The sequence below is a fragment of the Tamlana sp. s12 genome (assembly GCF_016767215.1).
In the GTDB taxonomy this organism is placed as follows: Bacteria; Bacteroidota; Bacteroidia; order Flavobacteriales; family Flavobacteriaceae; genus Pseudotamlana; species Pseudotamlana agarivorans.
Genome location: NZ_CP068547.1, coordinates 1,581,308 through 1,600,669, shown reverse-complemented (window position 1 = coordinate 1,600,669; position 19,362 = coordinate 1,581,308). Strand labels below are relative to the sequence as shown.

General features: G+C 34.3%; 19 protein-coding genes. 12 read left to right on the top strand and 7 right to left on the bottom strand.

The annotated features are described in order from the left end of the window. Positions 1-377: 377 nt before the first annotated feature. The 4 genes from JJL45_RS06950 to JJL45_RS06935 form a co-directional block, all read right to left on the bottom strand. Positions 378-2,039, bottom strand: a complete 1,662-nt coding sequence (locus JJL45_RS06950; RefSeq protein ID WP_068602487.1) for a SulP family inorganic anion transporter — start codon at positions 2,037-2,039, stop codon at positions 378-380. 576 nt (positions 2,040-2,615) lie between these two features. Further along, positions 2,616-2,942, bottom strand: coding sequence for a DMT family transporter (locus tag JJL45_RS06945; RefSeq protein WP_067149674.1), 327 nt, complete (start codon positions 2,940-2,942; stop codon positions 2,616-2,618). Positions 2,943-2,977: 35 nt separating this feature from the next. Continuing rightward, on the bottom strand, positions 2,978-3,481 hold the full coding sequence (locus JJL45_RS06940; RefSeq protein WP_068602488.1) for a GNAT family N-acetyltransferase: 504 nt from the start codon (positions 3,479-3,481) through the stop codon (positions 2,978-2,980). A 59-nt stretch (positions 3,482-3,540) separates the two neighbouring features. Continuing rightward, positions 3,541-4,122, bottom strand: coding sequence for an NUDIX hydrolase (locus tag JJL45_RS06935; RefSeq protein ID WP_068602489.1), 582 nt, complete (start codon positions 4,120-4,122; stop codon positions 3,541-3,543). 136 nt (positions 4,123-4,258) lie between these two features. On the opposite strand from JJL45_RS06935, the gene pyrE reads away from it, so the two are divergent. Beyond that, complete coding sequence (gene pyrE / locus JJL45_RS06930; RefSeq protein ID WP_067149668.1) at positions 4,259-4,903, top strand: orotate phosphoribosyltransferase; 645 nt, start codon at positions 4,259-4,261, stop codon at positions 4,901-4,903. 84 nt (positions 4,904-4,987) lie between these two features. Continuing rightward, positions 4,988-5,383, top strand: a complete 396-nt coding sequence (locus tag JJL45_RS06925; protein ID WP_068602490.1) for an orotate phosphoribosyltransferase — start codon at positions 4,988-4,990, stop codon at positions 5,381-5,383. Here JJL45_RS06925 and JJL45_RS06920 read toward each other — a convergent pair. Next, on the bottom strand, positions 5,380-6,111 hold the full coding sequence (locus tag JJL45_RS06920) for a biotin--[acetyl-CoA-carboxylase] ligase (protein WP_068602491.1): 732 nt from the start codon (positions 6,109-6,111) through the stop codon (positions 5,380-5,382). The two genes, JJL45_RS06925 and JJL45_RS06920, sit on opposite strands and share 4 nt — an antisense overlap. Positions 6,112-6,204: 93 nt before the next feature. Here JJL45_RS06920 and rsfS point away from each other — a divergent pair, with 93 nt between their 5' ends. The 6 genes from rsfS (at position 6,205) to JJL45_RS06890 (ending at position 11,010) form a co-directional block, all read left to right on the top strand. Next, complete coding sequence (gene rsfS, locus JJL45_RS06915; protein ID WP_067149663.1) at positions 6,205-6,576, top strand: ribosome silencing factor; 372 nt, start codon at positions 6,205-6,207, stop codon at positions 6,574-6,576. A gap of 9 nt (positions 6,577-6,585) precedes the next feature. Further along, the gene (gene ftsH, locus JJL45_RS06910; RefSeq protein ID WP_068602492.1) at positions 6,586-8,553 is read left to right on the top strand and encodes an ATP-dependent zinc metalloprotease FtsH; all 1,968 of its coding nucleotides are present in this window, start codon (positions 6,586-6,588) and stop codon (positions 8,551-8,553) included. A 116-nt stretch (positions 8,554-8,669) separates the two neighbouring features. Beyond that, entirely contained in the window at positions 8,670-9,278 is a 609-nt protein-coding gene (locus JJL45_RS06905; protein WP_067149661.1) for an LUD domain-containing protein, read from the top strand. A 1-nt stretch (position 9,279) separates the two neighbouring features. Beyond that, positions 9,280-10,101: a phosphatidate cytidylyltransferase gene (locus JJL45_RS06900; protein WP_068602493.1), complete on the top strand. Its 822-nt coding sequence runs from the start codon at positions 9,280-9,282 to the stop codon at positions 10,099-10,101. After that, positions 10,091-10,744, top strand: coding sequence for a phosphatidylserine decarboxylase family protein (locus JJL45_RS06895; protein WP_068602494.1), 654 nt, complete (start codon positions 10,091-10,093; stop codon positions 10,742-10,744). The genes JJL45_RS06900 and JJL45_RS06895 overlap by 11 nt, the downstream gene beginning before the upstream one ends. Next, entirely contained in the window at positions 10,744-11,010 is a 267-nt protein-coding gene (locus tag JJL45_RS06890) for an acyl-CoA-binding protein (protein WP_067149658.1), read from the top strand. The genes JJL45_RS06895 and JJL45_RS06890 overlap by 1 nt, the downstream gene beginning before the upstream one ends. A 498-nt stretch (positions 11,011-11,508) precedes the next feature. Here JJL45_RS06890 and JJL45_RS06885 read toward each other — a convergent pair whose 3' ends face one another. Together JJL45_RS06885 and JJL45_RS06880 are read right to left on the bottom strand one after the other, a co-directional pair. Next, positions 11,509-12,603 carry an OmpA family protein gene (locus JJL45_RS06885; protein ID WP_068602495.1) on the bottom strand — a complete coding sequence of 365 codons (1,095 nt, stop codon included), beginning with the start codon at positions 12,601-12,603 and terminating at the stop codon, positions 11,509-11,511. 396 nt (positions 12,604-12,999) lie between these two features. Then, positions 13,000-15,636 carry a valine--tRNA ligase gene (locus JJL45_RS06880; protein WP_068602496.1) on the bottom strand — a complete coding sequence of 879 codons (2,637 nt, stop codon included), beginning with the start codon at positions 15,634-15,636 and terminating at the stop codon, positions 13,000-13,002. Positions 15,637-15,942: 306 nt separating this feature from the next. Between JJL45_RS06880 and JJL45_RS06875 the strand changes: the two genes are divergently transcribed. From JJL45_RS06875 to JJL45_RS06860, 4 genes are all read left to right on the top strand, one after another. Further along, the gene (locus tag JJL45_RS06875) at positions 15,943-16,350 is read left to right on the top strand and encodes a DUF1573 domain-containing protein (protein WP_068602497.1); all 408 of its coding nucleotides are present in this window, start codon (positions 15,943-15,945) and stop codon (positions 16,348-16,350) included. 204 nt (positions 16,351-16,554) lie between these two features. After that, positions 16,555-17,745 carry a pyridoxal phosphate-dependent aminotransferase gene (locus JJL45_RS06870; protein WP_068602498.1) on the top strand — a complete coding sequence of 397 codons (1,191 nt, stop codon included), beginning with the start codon at positions 16,555-16,557 and terminating at the stop codon, positions 17,743-17,745. A gap of 5 nt (positions 17,746-17,750) precedes the next feature. Further along, positions 17,751-18,764 carry a UDP-N-acetylmuramate dehydrogenase gene (gene murB / locus JJL45_RS06865; protein WP_068602499.1) on the top strand — a complete coding sequence of 338 codons (1,014 nt, stop codon included), beginning with the start codon at positions 17,751-17,753 and terminating at the stop codon, positions 18,762-18,764. 64 nt (positions 18,765-18,828) lie between these two features. Beyond that, complete coding sequence (locus JJL45_RS06860) at positions 18,829-19,359, top strand: RNA polymerase sigma factor (protein WP_068602500.1); 531 nt, start codon at positions 18,829-18,831, stop codon at positions 19,357-19,359. The last annotated feature ends 3 nt before the right edge of the window (positions 19,360-19,362 follow it).

Here is a 19,362-nt window from a genome sequence, read left to right as displayed (position 1 = left end):
TCATTCTGTGTTCGACACAGAGTCTCATGTAATTGGAATTCAAAGATTATGAGAATCTGAAATAAATTCAGATTGACGTAAAATGAACTTTTAAGAGCTCCCTTTTTGAACTCGTTATGTTTCTAACCAAAATTGGTAGCTGAAAAATACTCAGGTGACATTGTGAAGCTTTTAGTCTGTATGGGTGTAATTCTTAAGGAGGAACGACTGAAGCATCTACGCCGCGTTAGGGATTGCAGCGGCATCCTTTTTTTAACAAAAAAGTTAATGGAACTACGAGACACTTCATGTTTAAAAAACGACAAATTAATCAAGGACTCTTAATAAAAAAAAAGATATAGCGGAAAGCCCGACCCTTGGGTAACGCCCACTAAAATCTAAAATTTATACTCCGATAAACCTTTCGTGAATGCTTCTGGATTTTCGGCCAAATGGTACCTTGGATCGTCGATATCCTCAATAACCACTTCTCTAAATTTAGGATTCGATTTATAAAGTAACAATTTACAGTCTTCGCTAAGGTGCTTCAGTTTAATTTGCTTTCCAGCGGCTTCGTATTTGTTTACCAAATTAAAAATGGCTTCCATGGCAGAATGATCACTTACACGGGATTCTACAAAATCGATTTCCACCTTATCTGGATCATTTTTTACATCAAATTTCTCGTTGAAAGCGGTAATTGAACCGAAGAATAAAGGTCCCCAAATTTCATAAACCTTTGTACCATCTTTGCGCATACGCTTGCGCGCACGAATACGTTTGGCGTTTTCCCAAGCAAAGGCTAAGGCTGAAATAATAACCCCTACGAAAACCGCAATGGCCAAATCGAAAATTACCGTAACCGCTGAAACAACAATAAGCACCACAGCATCTGATTTTGGTATTTTTCGCATAATACGGAAACTAGACCAAGCAAAAGTTTCGATAACCATCATGAACATCACACCAATTAAAGCGGCAATAGGCACCTGCTCGATTAATTTATCGGTAAATAAAATGAAGGTTAATAAAGTAACTGCCATCATGATTCCAGAAAGTCTTCCGCGTCCGCCAGCTTTAATATTAATCACGGTTTGCCCGATCATACCACAACCTCCGGTACCTCCAAAGAGTCCGGACATGATATTTCCTGCACCTTGAGCGATACATTCTCTGTTACCATCACCACGACTGTCGATAAGTTCATCAACTAAATTCATAGTCATTAACGACTCAATTAATCCCACACAGGCTGCTAAAAAGGCATATGGTAAAATAAAACTTAAGGTATCTAAATTGAATGGTAACTTATCCCACAACTCTAAATTAGGCATAGGTAACTCCCCTTTTAAGCCCGTTCCGCCACCTTCTATAATATACGATCCTACGGTTGAAACATCCATACCGAAACCAACTACGACTAAAGATGTAACCAATATGGCTGTTAAAGCTGCTGGAATTTTAGTAGTAATTTTTGGTAATAACCAGATAATTCCCATGGTTAAAGCCACTAAGCCAATCATGGTGTACAGTTCGGCGCCCTGCATAAACGTGTTGACGTATTCTTTAACGCCTTCTGCTGAAACATGTAAGCTTTTATGAGAAAACATTTTAACCTGAGCCCAAAAGATAACAATGGCCAATCCGTTTACAAAGCCCATCATTACGGGATGTGGAATCAACCTAACAAAACGTCCTAGTTTAAATACACCTGCAAATATTTGTATAACACCCATTAAAATCACACAGGCCATTAAATAGAAAAAGCCCATATTTTCTATAGGCTGATCGAATAACATGCCACGGGTATGCCCTTCGGCAATCATACCAACAAAAATAACGGCTACTGCTCCTGCTGCACCAGAAATTAATCCTGGTCGACCTCCGAAAATAGCGGCTATTAAACCTACTATAAAAGCACCCGATAGTGCCATTAAAGGGTCTATTTGTGCCACAAAAGCAAAGGCTACCACTTCGGGTACCATTGCTAAAGACACCGTAATTCCGGCTAAAACATCGTTTTTTGCGTTGGCCGCACGTTTGATAATAAAATCGGTCATGGTTCGTTTGTTGAGGCTGCAAAAATAAGTTTAAAATCTTGTTTAGCAAGACATACCTATTTAATTTACAAGAAGTAGAAACTATAACGTTTGATTTATCATTCGTGAATAGTTAATAGTTAATAGTTAATAGTTAATAGTTAATAGTTAAAAATTAAAAATTTAAGTTAGGAATATTACAGTTGCTAAACGCCACTGTCATTCTGATCGCAGTGAAGAATCTCTTTCTGCTACACAATTTCTCAATAGTAATCTTCCCTGGAAACACCCCTATAATCCCCTTTTTAGGGGATATAACGCACACTTTCAATTAGGACTTTGTATAAAATTTTGGATAAATGCCATAAATTTTCGACTAGAGATTCTTCAGTCGTACCTCATTCTGAATGATAAAGAAAAAGTACACTTCTAAACTATTAATGCTCCAAAAATAGGACGGAGACCTGCCCCCTAGTAAGGGGACCATAGGGGTGTTCCGTTAGGGGGCCAAAACATGCTCAAAATGATTCTTCAGTCGTGCCTCCTTCTGAATAACATGTCATACAAACAGTAAACTAGAAAAAAGTGAAAACACTACTAGTTAGAAACAAATTTTAGTCCAACAATGGACGCTATTAAGGTGGTAATAAAGAATAAGCGCCAGAATGTAGCGGGTTCCTTAAACACAAAAATGCCTACTAGTACGGTGCCCACGGCACCTATACCCGTCCAAACGGCATAAGCTGTGCCGATAGGTAATTCTTGAGTTACTTTTACTAGAAGATACATGCTTATGCATAAGCAGAGCAAAAAACCCAAATACCAATAGGTGGTTTCTGCTCCAGAGGCTGTTTTCGCTTTCCCAAGACAGGCCGCAAAAGCAACTTCAAATAAACCTGCAATAATTAATAAAATCCAATTCACTTTTATAAAACGGCAATAGGTTTAGAGCATTAACATTAACGTATTTCTTTTTGATATAAATTATAGATTGAAAGTGGCAATTCTTTTACACCAACCTTTTCAAAACCTTGATTTTCATAATATTTACAAAGCTTTGGGTTTTTAGAGTCGGCATCCAATCTTAAGTAATCAAATCCGTTATTTTTAGCCTCATTCTCAATTTTTTGAAGCACTAGTTTACCAATACCTTGTCCTTCAAACGTTTCAATGACCACTAAAGAATGAATATATTTCGATAGATCGTCCTTTTTACCCCAATACAATTCATCTTCATCTAAAACCCTAACCATGCCAATAGTTACAGCATCTTTGTTTTTAATAAAGTAGAATTCACCATTTTTAATACCAGCTTCTACCCATTTAATTTTCTCAATGGGCGGGTTTGTCCAATATTGCCAATGGTCAACTTTCTTTTTTGAAATTTTTTCGGCTGCTTCTTTAAATAATTTTAAAACCGCTTCAATGTCCTTAATATGTATTTGTTCGAATATTAAATCCATTTAGATTCAAAGATTTTAAATTTTTAATTCATCTAAGGCTTTACTACTTCTAAAAGAAACTAAACTAACAACTTAATATTCGCATAGGAATTATTAAGCGCTTCATGAGCTTCTTCATTATTTAGCCATGAAACTTTGGTGATGCCTTCTTCTTCCTGAGCATATAAATTTCCCGTGAAGCTCGTTTTCATTTCAAACCAGTGGGTTATTTTAATTTTATAGCGTCCGTTACGTTTAAATATATGGTAAGTCGTATCTAAAGGTTTGGTAATCTTAAGACCTGCAACACCTGTTTCTTCGGTGACTTCACGAATAGCAGTTTCTTCAATAGATTCATTACGTTCGGCCTTTCCTTTTGGCAAATCCCATTTATCATTTCTATAAATAAAAAGAATATCTCCTTCTGCATTATATACTTTGCCACCTCCAGCAACGACATTTGGTAGTTTCTTTAAAAACTTTTTAAGTAACTTATCTGGGTTTTTATGAATTAAGCGTGCCTCTTGCAAAGCTCCAGAATTAAGTTTTCTTATTACTTTAACAAGGTTTACGGTGTTAAGCAAATAGTTTTTAAAATTGGTTTCTTGCTCTACAATAGAGGTCAAAATCATAGGTTTATCTCCAACAAAAACTTTATACATAGCCAATTTTAATTAACAATTTCTTTAAGGTAAAAATATTAATTTTGTTCACATTGCCAGCGTTGTTCAAAAAATATTTTCATTAAAAATAAAACTCGATTCAATTAAAATTAAATTTATCCGTAATTTTGCCAACATGATTTTTAACAAAGACACAGCTAAAAAAACAGCCGAAGTTCTATTGCAAATAAATGCTATAAAACTGAGTCCGCAAGAACCATTTACGTGGGCATCGGGCTGGAAATCGCCAATTTATTGCGATAACCGTATTATTTTATCTTTCCCTCCTGTGCGTAACTATATTCGAGAAACCATGGGTAAATATATCGAAAACCACTATGGCAAACCTGATGTTATCGCAGGTGTAGCTACTGGGGCTATCGGTATCGGCATCCTAGTTGCCGAATATTTGGGACTCCCTTTTATTTATGTTCGACCTGACGCAAAAGGCCATGGCAGAAAAAACCAAATTGAAGGTTTTATTGAAAAAGGTCAAAACGTAGTGGTTGTAGAAGACTTGATAAGCACTGGAAAAAGCAGCTTGAATGCTGTTAAAGCGCTTAAAGAAGCTCAAGTTAATGTAAAAGGCATGGTGGCTATTTTTACCTATGGGTTTGATGTCGCTGCAGAAAACTTTAAGCAAGAAAACGTAGATTTAAACACTTTAAGTAATTACGAAAACTTGCTAGAGCAAGCCTTAGACACCAATTACATTTCTGAAAAAGAAGTAAAAACTTTATCAGAGTGGAATACAAATCCTAGTGAATGGAACGCTAATTGATACATTTTATATAGGCACTTTAATTTGAAGTGCTATTAAAACATATTAATTAGAAATCACATAAGGAATAAAAGCTAAAATATTATGAATTTACAATCCCCAAAAGTTAAAGTTAGTAAATCACCTGAAGCCGTTTTTAACACGCTTTCTGATGTTAAAAACTTCGAATCGTTAATGCCTGAAAACATTAGCAAATTTGAACTTCTTGAAGATGACAAATTTCTTTTTGCTCTAAAAGGCATGCCAGAAATTGTACTTAAAAAGAAAGAGGTTATTGCTCCAAATAAAATTGTTTTAGGAGCTGCAGGTGGGAAAATTGATTTTGCCTTAACCGTGAATATCGATAATATTGATGATGCCTCTAGCGAAGTGCAACTTCATTTTACTGGAGATATTAATCCGATGATGGCCATGATGATTAAAAATCCGATTACAAAATTCATTGAAACACTAGCCACGAATATCCCTCAAAACGTTTAATACATTAAGGAGACTTCTTTTAAATCAAATTCTTTGATGATATTATCTTCAACTAAAACCTGAAGATTTCCAAAATTAGAAACCCCTTTTATAAAACCAGAAAACAGCGAGCCTTCAGCATCTTTAAATGTTGAAGGCTTATTTTTTCGAAATAAACACGATTCATAATCCGCCTTTAGAGCTGTAAACTCTCCTCTTTTTAAAAGATCAAAATGAACTTTTAATTGATTTAGGATAGCATGAGCAACTTCATCCAAATCAAAAAGAGTTCCCGTTATCACTTTTAATGAGGACGCTCTTGGTAAATCATCAAAGGCAACCTGATTCACATTTAGCCCAATACCAATAATTGATCCGGTAATGGTATTTTGTTTTATGACATTTTCTATCAATACGCCACAAATCTTCTTGTCTACTGACAAAATGTCGTTTGGCCATTTCACAGATAATTGCGGAATTAAAAACGACTGAAGTGCCTTTCTTATCGCTAAGGAAACCGCTAAACTGATACCAAAGGTAGTTTCTAATGAAAAATCACTTAGGTCTTTAAACACACTAAACGTAAGGTTTTTTGAAGCTTGCGACTCCCATTCTGCTCCCATTTGTCCGCGGCCATGCGTTTGCTTTTCAGCAATGACCGTCGTAAAATCCTCAACGCTTTCAGTTGTTTGAAGCCGCTTCAAATAGCTATTAGTAGAATCGGTGGCACCAAGTTTGATAATAGTCATAAACAAGTTATTAGGATATGAAGAAATCTTATCATATTTTTCAAGTATAAAGAACTAAAAAAATAATAACTTTGCACAAATTAAATAAATTTAATGGCGAAAGAAGAAATAAGCGCAGACCAGTTAATATCCGTTATAATTAGTGGAATTGAGGATGTTAAGGGAAAAGAAATAAATATTCTAGATTTAAGAGAGATTGAAAATACGGTTTGTGATTACTTTATTATTTGCGAAGGAACGTCAAATACACAAGTAAGCGCTATTGTTAACTCCATTCAGAAAAAAGTAAGCAAAGAACTTAAGGATAACCCATGGCATACTGAAGGTATGGATAACGCCGAGTGGGTTTTAATTGATTACGTCAATGTAGTTGTTCATGTATTCCAAAAACACATTAGAGAGTTTTACGACATCGAAAGTCTTTGGGGTGATGCAAAAACTACCGTAATAGAAACCAATTACTAAAAAAATCAAATGGCAAAAGACAATAAAAAACCAAAAGACAAAAAACCAAAATTTAGTCCGTACTGGGTTTACGGCGCATTAATTGCTTTATTTTTAGGATTTCAATTATTTAGTGGCGATAGTTATGAGGGCGGTAATACGACAACACCTCAAGAGTTTTTTAATTATTTAAAAGACGGCGATGTCGCTCGTGTTAATATTGTAAAAAACACCCGTGTTGCTAAAGTATATTTAACTCCTGAAGCTCAAACTAAAGAAATTCATAAAGGTTCAAAGCCGCAATCTATAATTCCTTCGGCAACAGAACTTCCTAATTATAAATTTGAATTTGGTGATCTTCAAAACTTCGAAAATGAAGTTAATCTTATCATTAAAGATTTACCAACAAAACCATCGGTAACTTTTGATACCGAAACCAATGACTTAGGTAACTTATTAATGGGGATTCTTCCTTTTATCTTACTTATTGGAGTTTGGATTTTTATCATGAGACGTATGTCTGGTGGTGCTGGCGGTGGTGCTGGCGGACAAATTTTTAACATCGGGAAATCGAAAGCCAAGCTTTTTGATGAAAAAACTGAAGTTAAAACAACATTCAAAGATGTAGCAGGACTTGAAGGTGCTAAAGAAGAAGTACAAGAAATTGTAGATTTCCTTAAATTCCCTGAAAAATATACAACCTTAGGTGGTAAAATCCCAAAAGGGGCCTTACTTGTAGGACCTCCAGGAACAGGAAAAACTTTATTAGCAAAAGCCGTTGCCGGTGAAGCTAAAGTACCTTTCTTCTCGTTATCAGGTTCAGATTTTGTTGAAATGTTTGTTGGTGTTGGAGCATCTCGAGTTAGAGATTTATTTAAGCAAGCCAAAGAAAAATCGCCTTCCATCATCTTTATTGACGAGATTGACGCCATTGGTCGTGCTAGAGGAAAGAATGCCATGTCGGGAAGTAACGATGAGCGTGAAAACACGCTAAATCAGCTATTAACTGAAATGGATGGTTTTGGAACCAATACCAATGTGATTGTTATTGCCGCAACCAATAGAGCTGATATTTTAGACAAAGCTCTTATGCGTGCTGGGCGTTTTGATAGACAAATTTTTGTTGATTTACCGGATGTAAGAGAACGTGAAGAAATTTTTGAAGTTCACCTTAGACCGTTAAAAAAAGCCGAGAACTTAGATTTAGACTTCCTATCTAAACAAACGCCTGGTTTTTCAGGTGCCGATATTGCTAACGTTTGTAATGAAGCGGCTTTAATTGCTGCAAGAAACAACAAAAAAGCGGTAGATAAACAAGACTTTTTAGATGCTGTAGATCGTATTATTGGTGGTCTTGAGAAGAAAAATAAAATCATTACTCCTAGCGAGAAAAAAGCTGTAGCGTATCACGAAGCGGGTCATGCCACAGTGAGTTGGATGCTAGAGCATGCTGCTCCTTTAGTAAAAGTAACCATTGTTCCTCGTGGACGATCATTAGGAGCTGCTTGGTACTTACCAGAGGAAAGACTTATTGTGCGTCCTGAACAAATGCTTGATGAAATGTGTGCTGCCCTAGGTGGTCGTGCTGCTGAAAAAGTAATCTTCAACAAGATTTCTACTGGTGCTTTAAGTGATTTAGAAAAAGTTACCAAACAAGCAAGAGCCATGGTAACCATTTATGGGTTAAGTGACAAAATTGGGAATTTAACCTATTACGATTCTGGCCAAAGTGATCACGGTTTTACTAAGCCATACAGTGAAGAAACTGCAGTTCTGATTGATAAAGAAATTTCTAAAATTATTGAAGAACAATACCAGCGTGCCATCAAATTACTAGAAGAGAACAAAGACAAGCTTACCGAACTTGCTGAAGTACTTCTAGAAAAAGAGGTAATTTTCAAAGACAACCTTGAAAAAATATTTGGTAAACGTGCCTTCCTAAAAGAGGAAGCTATCACTTCTAAATCAGCCATCAATAACACTGAAGAAGAGGCGTAATAGCTTTTTAAAATTAAGTACAAAACAAAAATCTTAAATTAATCATATGATTAATTTAAGATTTTTTATATTTGGTGTTCCTTCTCAACACAAATTCTTTATAATAGCGGTATTTAATGAGTCTTTTTAAAAAAATTTTTGGTTCAAAATCTAAGAAACCTGACGAGGAGATTACATCAGATGATAGAGGCAAATACATGCCAGAGCTTAAGCTTCCTATAGACGAGAGGTTTACTATAAATTTTAAAGGTAATGGAGGTAAATTTCTTTACTGCGAAGACATAAATGAAGTTTACCAAAACCTCAAACTGATTATTAACGAGAATGAGTGGCAAGAAGAAGACGTGCTATTATTGGATTCTGAATTAGAAAACAAGTTTAAAAGCCTTAAGCTTAAAGCAACTAAAAAACTTAATCAAGCTCCTTTTTTCTTAACAACATGCGAAAATCTTATAGCTAACGATGGTTCAATTTTAATTTCATCAAAACAGATTTTTGAGAAAAAACTTCTTGAATTACCATTCAGCTTTATCGTTTTTGCCACAACAAGTCAATTAGTGGAAACTATAGGCGAAGGTTTAAAAGGGATCAAATCTAAAAACAGCAAACAAATACCTACAAATATCACAACTATAAAACACTTTAAATCTGGCGAAGATAATAACTTCCTAAGTTATGGCAGTAGCGCTAAAAACCTATACCTCCTACTCTTAGAAGATTTATAGAATGAAAGAAATAGTTATTCGATCACTTTCTGGATTACTTTACATATCCATTTTACTTGTTTCATTATATTTTGAGCATTTATTAATCGCTTTATTTTGCATATTTGGCCTGCTATGTTTAGCAGAATTTCAAAAGCTCATTCAGTTAAAAAGTAATATCCCTTATATTATATTCATTATACTTTATATCTTCTTTGGGTATTGGCAAACCGTTTTAAATACTAACGAGGGCTTAACTGAGGCTACACAAATACTCCTGGTGCTTTCTATTTTTGTCAACCTCTTTTTAATAAAAGATTTGTTTTCAGAAAAAACCATCCCTCTTTTTAGTACAAAAAGATTTTTATTGACAACATTCTATCTATCAAGTGCCTTCGTCTTTCTAATACTAATCACCACCAACCATCAAGAATACAATCCTAAAATATTACTTGGAGCATTTATTCTGATCTGGGTTAATGATACTTTTGCTTATTTGGTGGGTAAAAATTTTGGAAAACAGAAACTTTTTGAATCTATTTCTCCTAAAAAAACAGTAGAAGGTTTTCTTGGTGGCCTATTTTTTTCCTGCGTAGCAAGTTATTTTATTGCTACCTTTACACAATCTTTAAACTCGGCTAGCTGGCTAGTTTTAAGTATCATTGTTAGTGTTTTTGGAACTTTGGGTGACTTAATCGAATCTAAGTTTAAAAGACAAGCAAATGTGAAAGATAGTGGCGTTATTATGCCTGGGCACGGAGGCTTGTTAGACCGATTGGATAGCATTATTTTTGCAGCTCCTTTTATATATTTATTTTTAAGAATTTTACATTATGTTTCATAAAGAAGGGTATAAAATCATTTTAGTAACGTTTATAATAGTTGTAGGCACAGCTTTACTTATTGATCGATTTATAGATATAAACTGGCTTAAAATAAGCCTTTTTATAGCCCTAATCATATTCTTAGTTTTAATTCTTCAGTTTTTCAGGAACCCAAAAAGACATACTGTCTTAAATAATGCTCAGGTTTTATCTCCTGTAGATGGAAAAGTTGTCGTTATTGAAGAAGTTTTTGAAAAAGAATACTTCAAAGAAAAACGATTACAAGTCAGTGTATTTATGTCTCCAATAAATGTGCATGTTACCCGTTATCCTATTGGTGGAAATGTTATTTTTAGCAAATACCACCCTGGAAAATACTTAGTAGCATGGCATCCTAAGGCAAGTGAAGAAAACGAACGCACTACTGTGGTTGTTGAAAATGAAACCTATGGAAAGGTTTTATTCAGACAAATTGCTGGAGCTTTAGCAAAACGTATCGTAAATTATGCCCAATTAAACGATAAGGTAACCCAAGGTACCGATTCTGGCTTTATCAAATTTGGTTCTCGTGTCGACTTATTTTTACCTTTAGACACAAAAATTAACGTGACATTGAACCAAAAAGTAAGAGGAGGCGAAAGTGTCATTGCCGAATTAAAATAATGAGTAAAAGTGATTTAGATATAGAGTTTAATCAGGCCGTTGATCGCGTAAATGCCTATACAGAGCCATTTCCCGCCGATACGCTACTAAAACTATATGCTTACTACAAGAAAGCTACAAACGATTATGGCCGTCCTAAAAGTAAGAAACCAATCATAAATGCTTTTAAAACGAATGCCTTGTTTCAAGCGAAAGGTCTGACTGAAGACGAAGCCAAACAACGCTATATCGACTTAGTAAACAGCTATTTTTTATATAGAAAATAGTTCGGTACACACTATTTAAAATTCCTTTATCTAGAACGCTCTCTACACGAAATCAATGGGTTTGGTTAAAATTATGCTCGATCTAGATTTTCAGGTGTAAACAACATCGTATCATTACACTTCTTCAATCTAACCGTATAGCAGATTTATATCCATATCAAGAGCCTACTCCTTGTGATATCGGTTTTTATATGTAATAACAAGCATCCAATAAAAACTCCTTTAAATTCCTTTTGAAATTTAGCATACTTTGCTACTAATATTGAAATCGAAATCTAATGCAATTACGCTTTATTCAATATTACACAACCACCTTCAGATAGAGATTATATAAAATATAATTTCATTCACTGATATTATTCAGAAGTGCCTCTTTGATAAAAATCATTAGTACAAGACAAGGACAATAAAAATTTTGAAGGCACATAAGTCCCAAATAAAAAAGGCTTTCTGGTGAACCAGAAAGCCTTTTTCTACTTAAAATTTATTCTTGTTTATTTATTTCCAGATTAACTCATAATCTGTTCTACGGTTTTCTCTGTGTTCTGCAGAAGTACACTTAACACCATCTGAACATCCGTTGTTTAATTGAGTTTCACCGAATCCTTCAGCTTGGAATCTAGAACGATCAATACCTTTACTTACAGCATACTCTAAGATACTTTTCGATCTTTTTTGAGATAAACTAAGGTTATAATCTTTTGCTCCTCTACTATCAGCGTGAGATTTAATATCTAGAACAGCTGTAGGATACTTATTCATGTATTCTACTAATTCATCAACGATATCTTTATCATCAGATGTTAACGTTGAAGAATCGAAGTGGTAGTACACACGACGTAATTCACTAAGATCTGATTCCATATTTTCACGTAAAATAGCTTCTTGATCTACTTCAGGCTCTGGAGTTGGCTCTACTACTGGAGTAGGTTCAACTACTGGTTCTGGCTCTGGAGTTGGCTCTTCTTCAACTGGAGGTGGTACTGGTGCTGGTTTTTTCTTAGCAAAAAGACCTGGCTTAAACACTATACCCGCTGAATGTTGGATATGGTTATTACCTTTATCATTTTTGTTAATTCCCCATTTACCCATTGTATTTAGGTTAATAGCGAAATTTTTACTTAACCAAAAGTTAGATCCTGCTCCAGCATTAAAAGTTAATACTCTATTGTTAATAAGAGAAGAACCTCCCATACCTGCTTGTAAGTATGGATCAAACCATCCTTGCTTTGAAAAAAATTTGTTCAATTGGTAAGTAAGCATACCATCAACAGCCCAATAGTCTTCGTCTTGTGTTAAAATCATTCCTTGAGCAGGTTTTCCTTCTTTTAATTTGTTAATGGTTCCAATAGCTTGAATAGTAAAACCGGCACCCAATTCATAGCCAATGTTTAATCTATTCGGATAAGCTGTTGTATGCCAATTGTCAAATTTAAAAGCATCTTTTCCTGCTGACCCTGAATCATCAATAAAGTTATATCCTAAGCCAAAAAACCAACCGCTTTCTTTACTTTCTCCACTCGATTGAGCGGTGATAGTCGAAAGGGACCCCATGATAAGCATGAGTAAACTAAATAAGTAAATTTTTTTCATAATGAATTAATTAATGTAAATAACTGACTATCAACAGTGAGTCTATTGCGTCAATATTACTTGATTTGAGTATCAAATATAGAAAACTGGTAAGATTATTCCCAGTAAAATCTTAAAAATCTTTATTAAATTTAAAAACAACAACCTAAAACCGAATCATTTACTAAATATGCAATTTATACTAAGACAAAACTACAAATCGATATTTTGGACTCCATATTTATAAAGAATCATCAATGATTCAACAAGTGAGAATTATTAAATGTAAGATTCAAAATTTCACTATAAAATAAAGGCTTTTGGTATCATTGACACCAAAACAAAAAGTTCTTCAATGTCGTTACAAACTTCATTGAAGAACTTTTAAAATATTAGTCGTGTCAAAAAAACTAATACTTAATTCAAACTTGCTAAACTCGCTTTTAAAGTTTCAATTTTTGCTAAAGCATCAGCTTCCTTTTTCTTTTCGGCGGCTACTACCTGTTCTGGAGCACCAGCAACAAAGCGTTCGTTAGATAACTTCTTCTGAACAGATTTCAAGAAACCTTCTGTATATTTCAATTCTTCGCTAAGTTTTACAACCTCAGCTTCAACATCAATAGCACCTACCATAGGAATAAAATACTCATTAGATTTTACTCTAAAAGTTAAAGCCCCCTCTACCGTTTCCTCGGTGTATTCAATGTTTTCTAAGTTGCCAATTTTTGCAATAACGCCATCAAAGGTTTTACTTGTCTGTCCATTATTAATAACAGAAAAACTGATCGCATCTTTAAAAGGAATATTCTTTTGTTTTCTAATGTTTCTAATCCCCGAAATAACTTCTGAAGCAAATTCAAACTCAGAGATTAATTCTTCATTGATATCCTTGAATACAGGCCATTTTGCTACTATTAAAGCTTCATCTGGTGTTCTTTCCGAGATATATTGCCAGATTTCTTCTGATAAAAATGGCATAAATGGATGTAACACTTTTAAGTTATTTTCAAAAGCTTCTATCACCGCTTTATAAGTATGCGCATCAATTGGTTTTTGATAAGCAGGTTTTATAATTTCTAGCAACCACGATGAAAAATCATCCATGATTAATTTATAAATCGCCATCAAAGCATCGCTCAATCTGTACTTACTAAAATGGTCTTCAATTTCAACTAAAGCACTTTGGAATTTAGCTTCATACCATTCCAATCCGATTTTTGAGGTTTCTGGCTGCGGTATATTTTCATCAATCTCCCAGCCTTGAATTAAACGGAAAGCATTCCAAATCTTGTTTCCGAAACCTTTTCCTTGCTGACATAGCGCCTCATCAAACATCAAATCGTTTCCGGCAGCCGAACTTAAAAGCAAACCTACACGAACACCATCGGCGCCATATTCTTCAATAAGTTTTAAAGCATCTGGCGAGTTTCCTAAGGATTTACTCATTTTTCGACGTTGCTTATCACGAACTAACCCCGTTAAGTATACATTATTAAATGGCTTTTCTCCTTTATATTCGTAACCAGCAATAATCATTCGTGCTACCCAAAAGAATAAAATATCTGGCCCAGTAACTAAATCATTAGTAGGATAGTAATATTTTATTTCTTCATTTTCAGGATTTCGAATACCATCAAACACACTCATTGGCCACAACCATGAAGAAAACCAAGTATCTAAGGCATCCTTATCCTGTTGTAAATCTTCAATTTTTAATTCTTGGTTTTTAGTAGCTTCTTTGGCAAGTTCTAGGGCTTTTTCAGCAGTTTCAGCCACTACAAAATCATTTTTACCATCACCATAATAATATGCTGGAATTTGTTGTCCCCACATTAACTGACGAGAAATATTCCAATCGCGAATATTCTCCATCCAGTGTCGGTAAGTGTTTTCAAACTTTTTTGGAAATAAATTGATATCAGCATCTTCACCTAAAACAGCATCAATAGCTGGCTTCACTAATTCCTCCATCTTTAAAAACCACTGATCACTCAAGCGTGGTTCGATAACCGCTTTAGTTCTTTCAGAAGTACCAACTTTATTAATATGACTTTCTGTTTTTACTAAAATGCCTTTATCTTCTAACTCTTTAGTAATCTCTTTTCTAACAACAAAACGGTCTTTTCCTTCGTAGTGTAATCCGAAACTATTTAAAGAGGCATCATCATGAAAAATATCAATAACTTCTAGTTTGTGCTTATCGCCTAAATTTTTATCATTCTCATCGTGAGCAGGAGTTACTTTTAAACAACCTGTTCCGAACTCCATATCCACATATTCATCTTCTATAATTGGGATGACACGGTTACATATAGGCACAATAGCTTTTTTACCTTTTAAATGATTAAAACGTTCATCATTAGGATTGATACAAATAGCTGTATCCCCAAAAATCGTTTCAGGACGGGTGGTAGCTATAGTAAGTTTTTCATCACTACCTTCAACTTTATATTCTAAATAGTATAGATTTCCTTGGCGCTCTTCATGTACCACCTCCTCATCAGAAAGCGTTGTTTTGGCCTCAGGATCCCAATTTACCATACGATAGCCCCTATAAATCAGTCCTTTTTGATATAAATCAACGAAAACTTTAATTACAGCTTCACTCATCTCATCATCCATGGTAAACTTCGTACGATCCCAATCGCAAGAACAACCTAATTTTTTAAGTTGTTCTAAAATCACACCACCGTATTCATGAGTCCAGTCCCATGCATGACTTAAAAACTCTTCTCGAGATAAGTCATTTTTATCGATACCTTGTTCTTTTAATTTAGCAACCACTTTGGCTTCAGTAGCTATGGAAGCATGATCTGTTCCTGGTACCCAACAGGCATTTTTACCCAATAGTCTTGCACGACGTATTAATACATCTTGAATAGTATTATTAAGCATGTGCCCCATATGTAAAACACCAGTAACATTTGGTGGCGGAATAACTATCGTGTAAGGTTCTCTTTCATCGGGTTCTGAATGAAAATAATTATGTTTCATCCAATAGTTGTACCACTTGTCTTCTACCTTATGGGCATCATATTTTGATGGAATTTGCATGCTTCGGAATGGTTTTTGTAAAATTTTAAATAATAAAGCGCAAAAGTACTTATATTTCTTTTTCTGTGAAACTTTTAAAGACTTAGTTAACCTTAAGTTCATGCGATAATTTAACATTATTATAAGGTTTCATTTAGAAGTGATCCGTACATTTGGCATGACTAGTGAAATGCCATAAAACAGCATTTCATCTTTTATTTTTGCAGATTATCGGAAAAGTAAGTATGTTTGAAGAACTTCTACCAAGTAAAGACATAAAGCAAATTCAAAAAAAGGATACAAAACGAAACATTAAAACTATAAAAAATGAAATCTTTATTTACAATTTTATTTATCGGATTAATAAGTTTGTCGGCTCAGGCTCAGGCTAAAATCAGCTTTGAATCAGACACTATAGATTATGGAACCATTGAAAAAGGTGCAGATGGTGTACGTATTTTCAAATTTACAAATACAGGTAATGAACCTCTTATTATCTCTAAAGTTTCTTCAAGCTGTGGATGTACCATTCCTAAAAAACCAAAAGATCCTATTTTACCAGGAAAAACAGGAGAAATTGAAGTGAAATATGACACCAATCGTGTGAATCCAATTAGAAAAACGATTACGGTTATTTCTAACGCTGAAACTCCAACAGTAGCCCTTAAAATAAAAGGCTTAGTTGTTGAAAAATCTAGTGTTATGGAAAAAAAAAGTAAAAGCGTGATGCAATAGTAGCAATTCTATTATAAAATTTAAAAAGGCTTAAACTCATGTTTAAGCCTTTTTCATTTAATCCCTTTGTTTAAAACAAATTAACAAAAGATTAGGCCTTTTCTTAAAAAAGTATTCAATTCCTTAAGCATACACGCTATTTTAGGATAGTTTATTGAAAAACTTCATATTATTTTCTCAACTTTACACTCTAAATTTTTTTAAATGCCAACCATATCTAGAAAAGGCCACCAAATGCCTGCTTCTCCTATTAGAAAACTTGTTCCTTATGCTGAACAAGCTATTAAAAACGGAAAGCATATTTACTACTTAAACATAGGACAACCAGACATAAAAACGCCTGAAGTCGCACTTAATGCAGTAAAGCAAAATGATATAGATATATTATCGTATTCCAGATCTGAAGGTTCTGAAGAATACCGTGTTAAACTAGCTAATTATTATAAAAAACATGATATTCCTATATCCCATGAAGATATCATTGTAACCACCGGAGCTAGTGAAGCCTTACTTTTTTTGTTTAGCAGTATTATGGATCCTGAAGATGAAGTTATCATCTCGGAACCCTTTTACGCAAATTACATAGCCTTTTCAACAGCGAGTGGTGTTAAAGTCGTGCCTGCCATTTGTAATATTGATGATGATTTTGCATTACCATCTGTAGAAACGTTTGAAAAATTAATTTCGCCAAAAACAAAAGCGATCCTAATTTGTAACCCAGGAAACCCTACGGGTTCTTTATACTCAAAGGAGGAAATACAACAACTTGCCAACTTAGCCATTAAACACGATTTATTTTTAGTTGCTGATGAAGTTTACAGGGAGTTTATTTATGATGGAGAAACTCACTACTCCATCATGCAAGTTGAGAATTTGAAGGAACATGCCGTAATGATCGATTCTGTTTCCAAACGCTACAGTATGTGTGGTGCTCGTATTGGCTGCCTAGTTTCAAAAAACAAACTTGTGATGCAAACGGTACTTAAATTTGCGCAGGCAAGATTAAGTCCGCCTACCTATGCACAAATTGCTAGTGAAGCAGCATTAGATACTCCACAGAGCTATTTTGATGAAGTGATACACGAATATGTAGACCGCAGAAATACTTTAATTTCTGAACTACAGAAAATTGAAGGAATAAAAGTGGCGAAACCTAAAGGTGCTTTTTATTGCATTGTTGAATTGCCAATTAAAAATTCTGATCATTTTGCACAATGGTTGTTAGAAAAATTCGATATTAATGGAGAAACCATTATGGTTGCTCCTGCAAACGGATTTTACTCAACACCACATGTAGGTTTAAACCAAATTAGAATTGCATACGTACTTAACAAAGAAAGCTTAATAAAAGCCGTACACATATTAAAAGAAGCTCTGAAAATCTATAAAGACTAAATCCTGTGCAAATTGAACAAAATACTTCCTTAAAACCCTACAATACTTTTGGCATTGATGTAAAAGCTAAACAGTTTGTAGTTGTACATTCAATTGAAGATCTTAAAGAGGTATTATCACTTGAAAATCACCCTAACAAACTCATTTTAGGTGGCGGAAGTAATATGCTCCTTACCCAAGATTTTAACGGAATAGTAATCAAGGTCGAATTAAAGGGGATTGAAGTACTTTCAGAAGATTCAAACTTCGTAACATTAAAGGTTCAGGCTGGAGAAGTTTGGCATGACTTAGTCCTTTGGACTATTAAAAACGACTATGGCGGATTAGAAAATTTATCTTTGATCCCTGGAAATGTTGGTACAGCACCCATTCAAAATATTGGAGCCTATGGTGTTGAGCTTAAAGACTGCTTTGAGTCTTGCGAAGCCATTTCCGTAGAAACACAAGAATTACATACCTTCACCAAGGAAGATTGCCATTTTGGATATAGAAATTCTATCTTTAAACAAGAAGCTAAAGGTAAATTTATCATTACAAGTGTTAATTTCAAACTAACAAAAAGAAACCACAAACTTCATGTGCATTATGGAGCCATCGCTTCAGAGCTCGAAAAAGAAGGCATCAAAACACCGAGCATACAAGCTATTTCAAAAGCCGTCATTATTATTCGAGAAAGTAAACTTCCTAATCCGAAAATTATAGGAAACTGTGGTAGTTTTTTCAAAAACCCTGTCATCTCTACTGCCCAATACCAATTGCTTTTAAAGAATTTTGAAGAGATGCCTTCCTATCCTGTTTCAGATGATGAAGTTAAAGTACCTGCTGGTTGGCTCATTGAAAAAGCTGGTTTTAAAGGCAAAACATTCGGAAATTATGGCATTCACAAAAATCAAGCTTTAGTCCTAGTAAATTATGGCGGTGCTAAAGGAGAAGAAGTTTTAAATCTGTCTAAACTCATTCAAAAAACGGTTAAACGTATTTTTAACATTAGTATTGAGGCCGAAGTAAATATCCTATAATCAAAAAGAAATTTCTAACTTTGTTCGCTTGGCTTTAGCAAGTATTACATAATGTCATTATAAATTGATTTCAGCAATAGAAAAAGAAATAATCAGTCTTCTTAAAAAGGAAGACAAAAGGGCCATAAGTTTACTTTATGAAAACTATGCCGATGCCCTATTGGGAGTTATCCGAAAGGTGATTACCGACGATGACATGGCACAAGATGTGCTTCAAGAAACCTTTGTTAAAGTATGGCGCTATGCCAAAAAATACGATGCTACTAAAGCAAAATTATTTACTTGGCTTTACAGAATAGCGTATAACACTGCTATTGACAAAGTTAGATCATTAAAAAATAAAGTAAATAATGAAGTCCAGATGGAGACTTCAACCGTATATAAGGTAACATCCAATGAACTGAATCAGGATGTTTTAGATATCAAAAAACATCTAAACACTTTAGATGAAAAGTATCAAATAGTGATTAACGCCCTCTTTTTTGAAGGTATGACGCAGCAAGAAGCTAGCGAAGAATTAGATATTCCGTTAGGAACAATAAAATCAAGATTAAAAATTGGATTGCGTGAATTGAAAAAAATTTACAATCCTTAATAC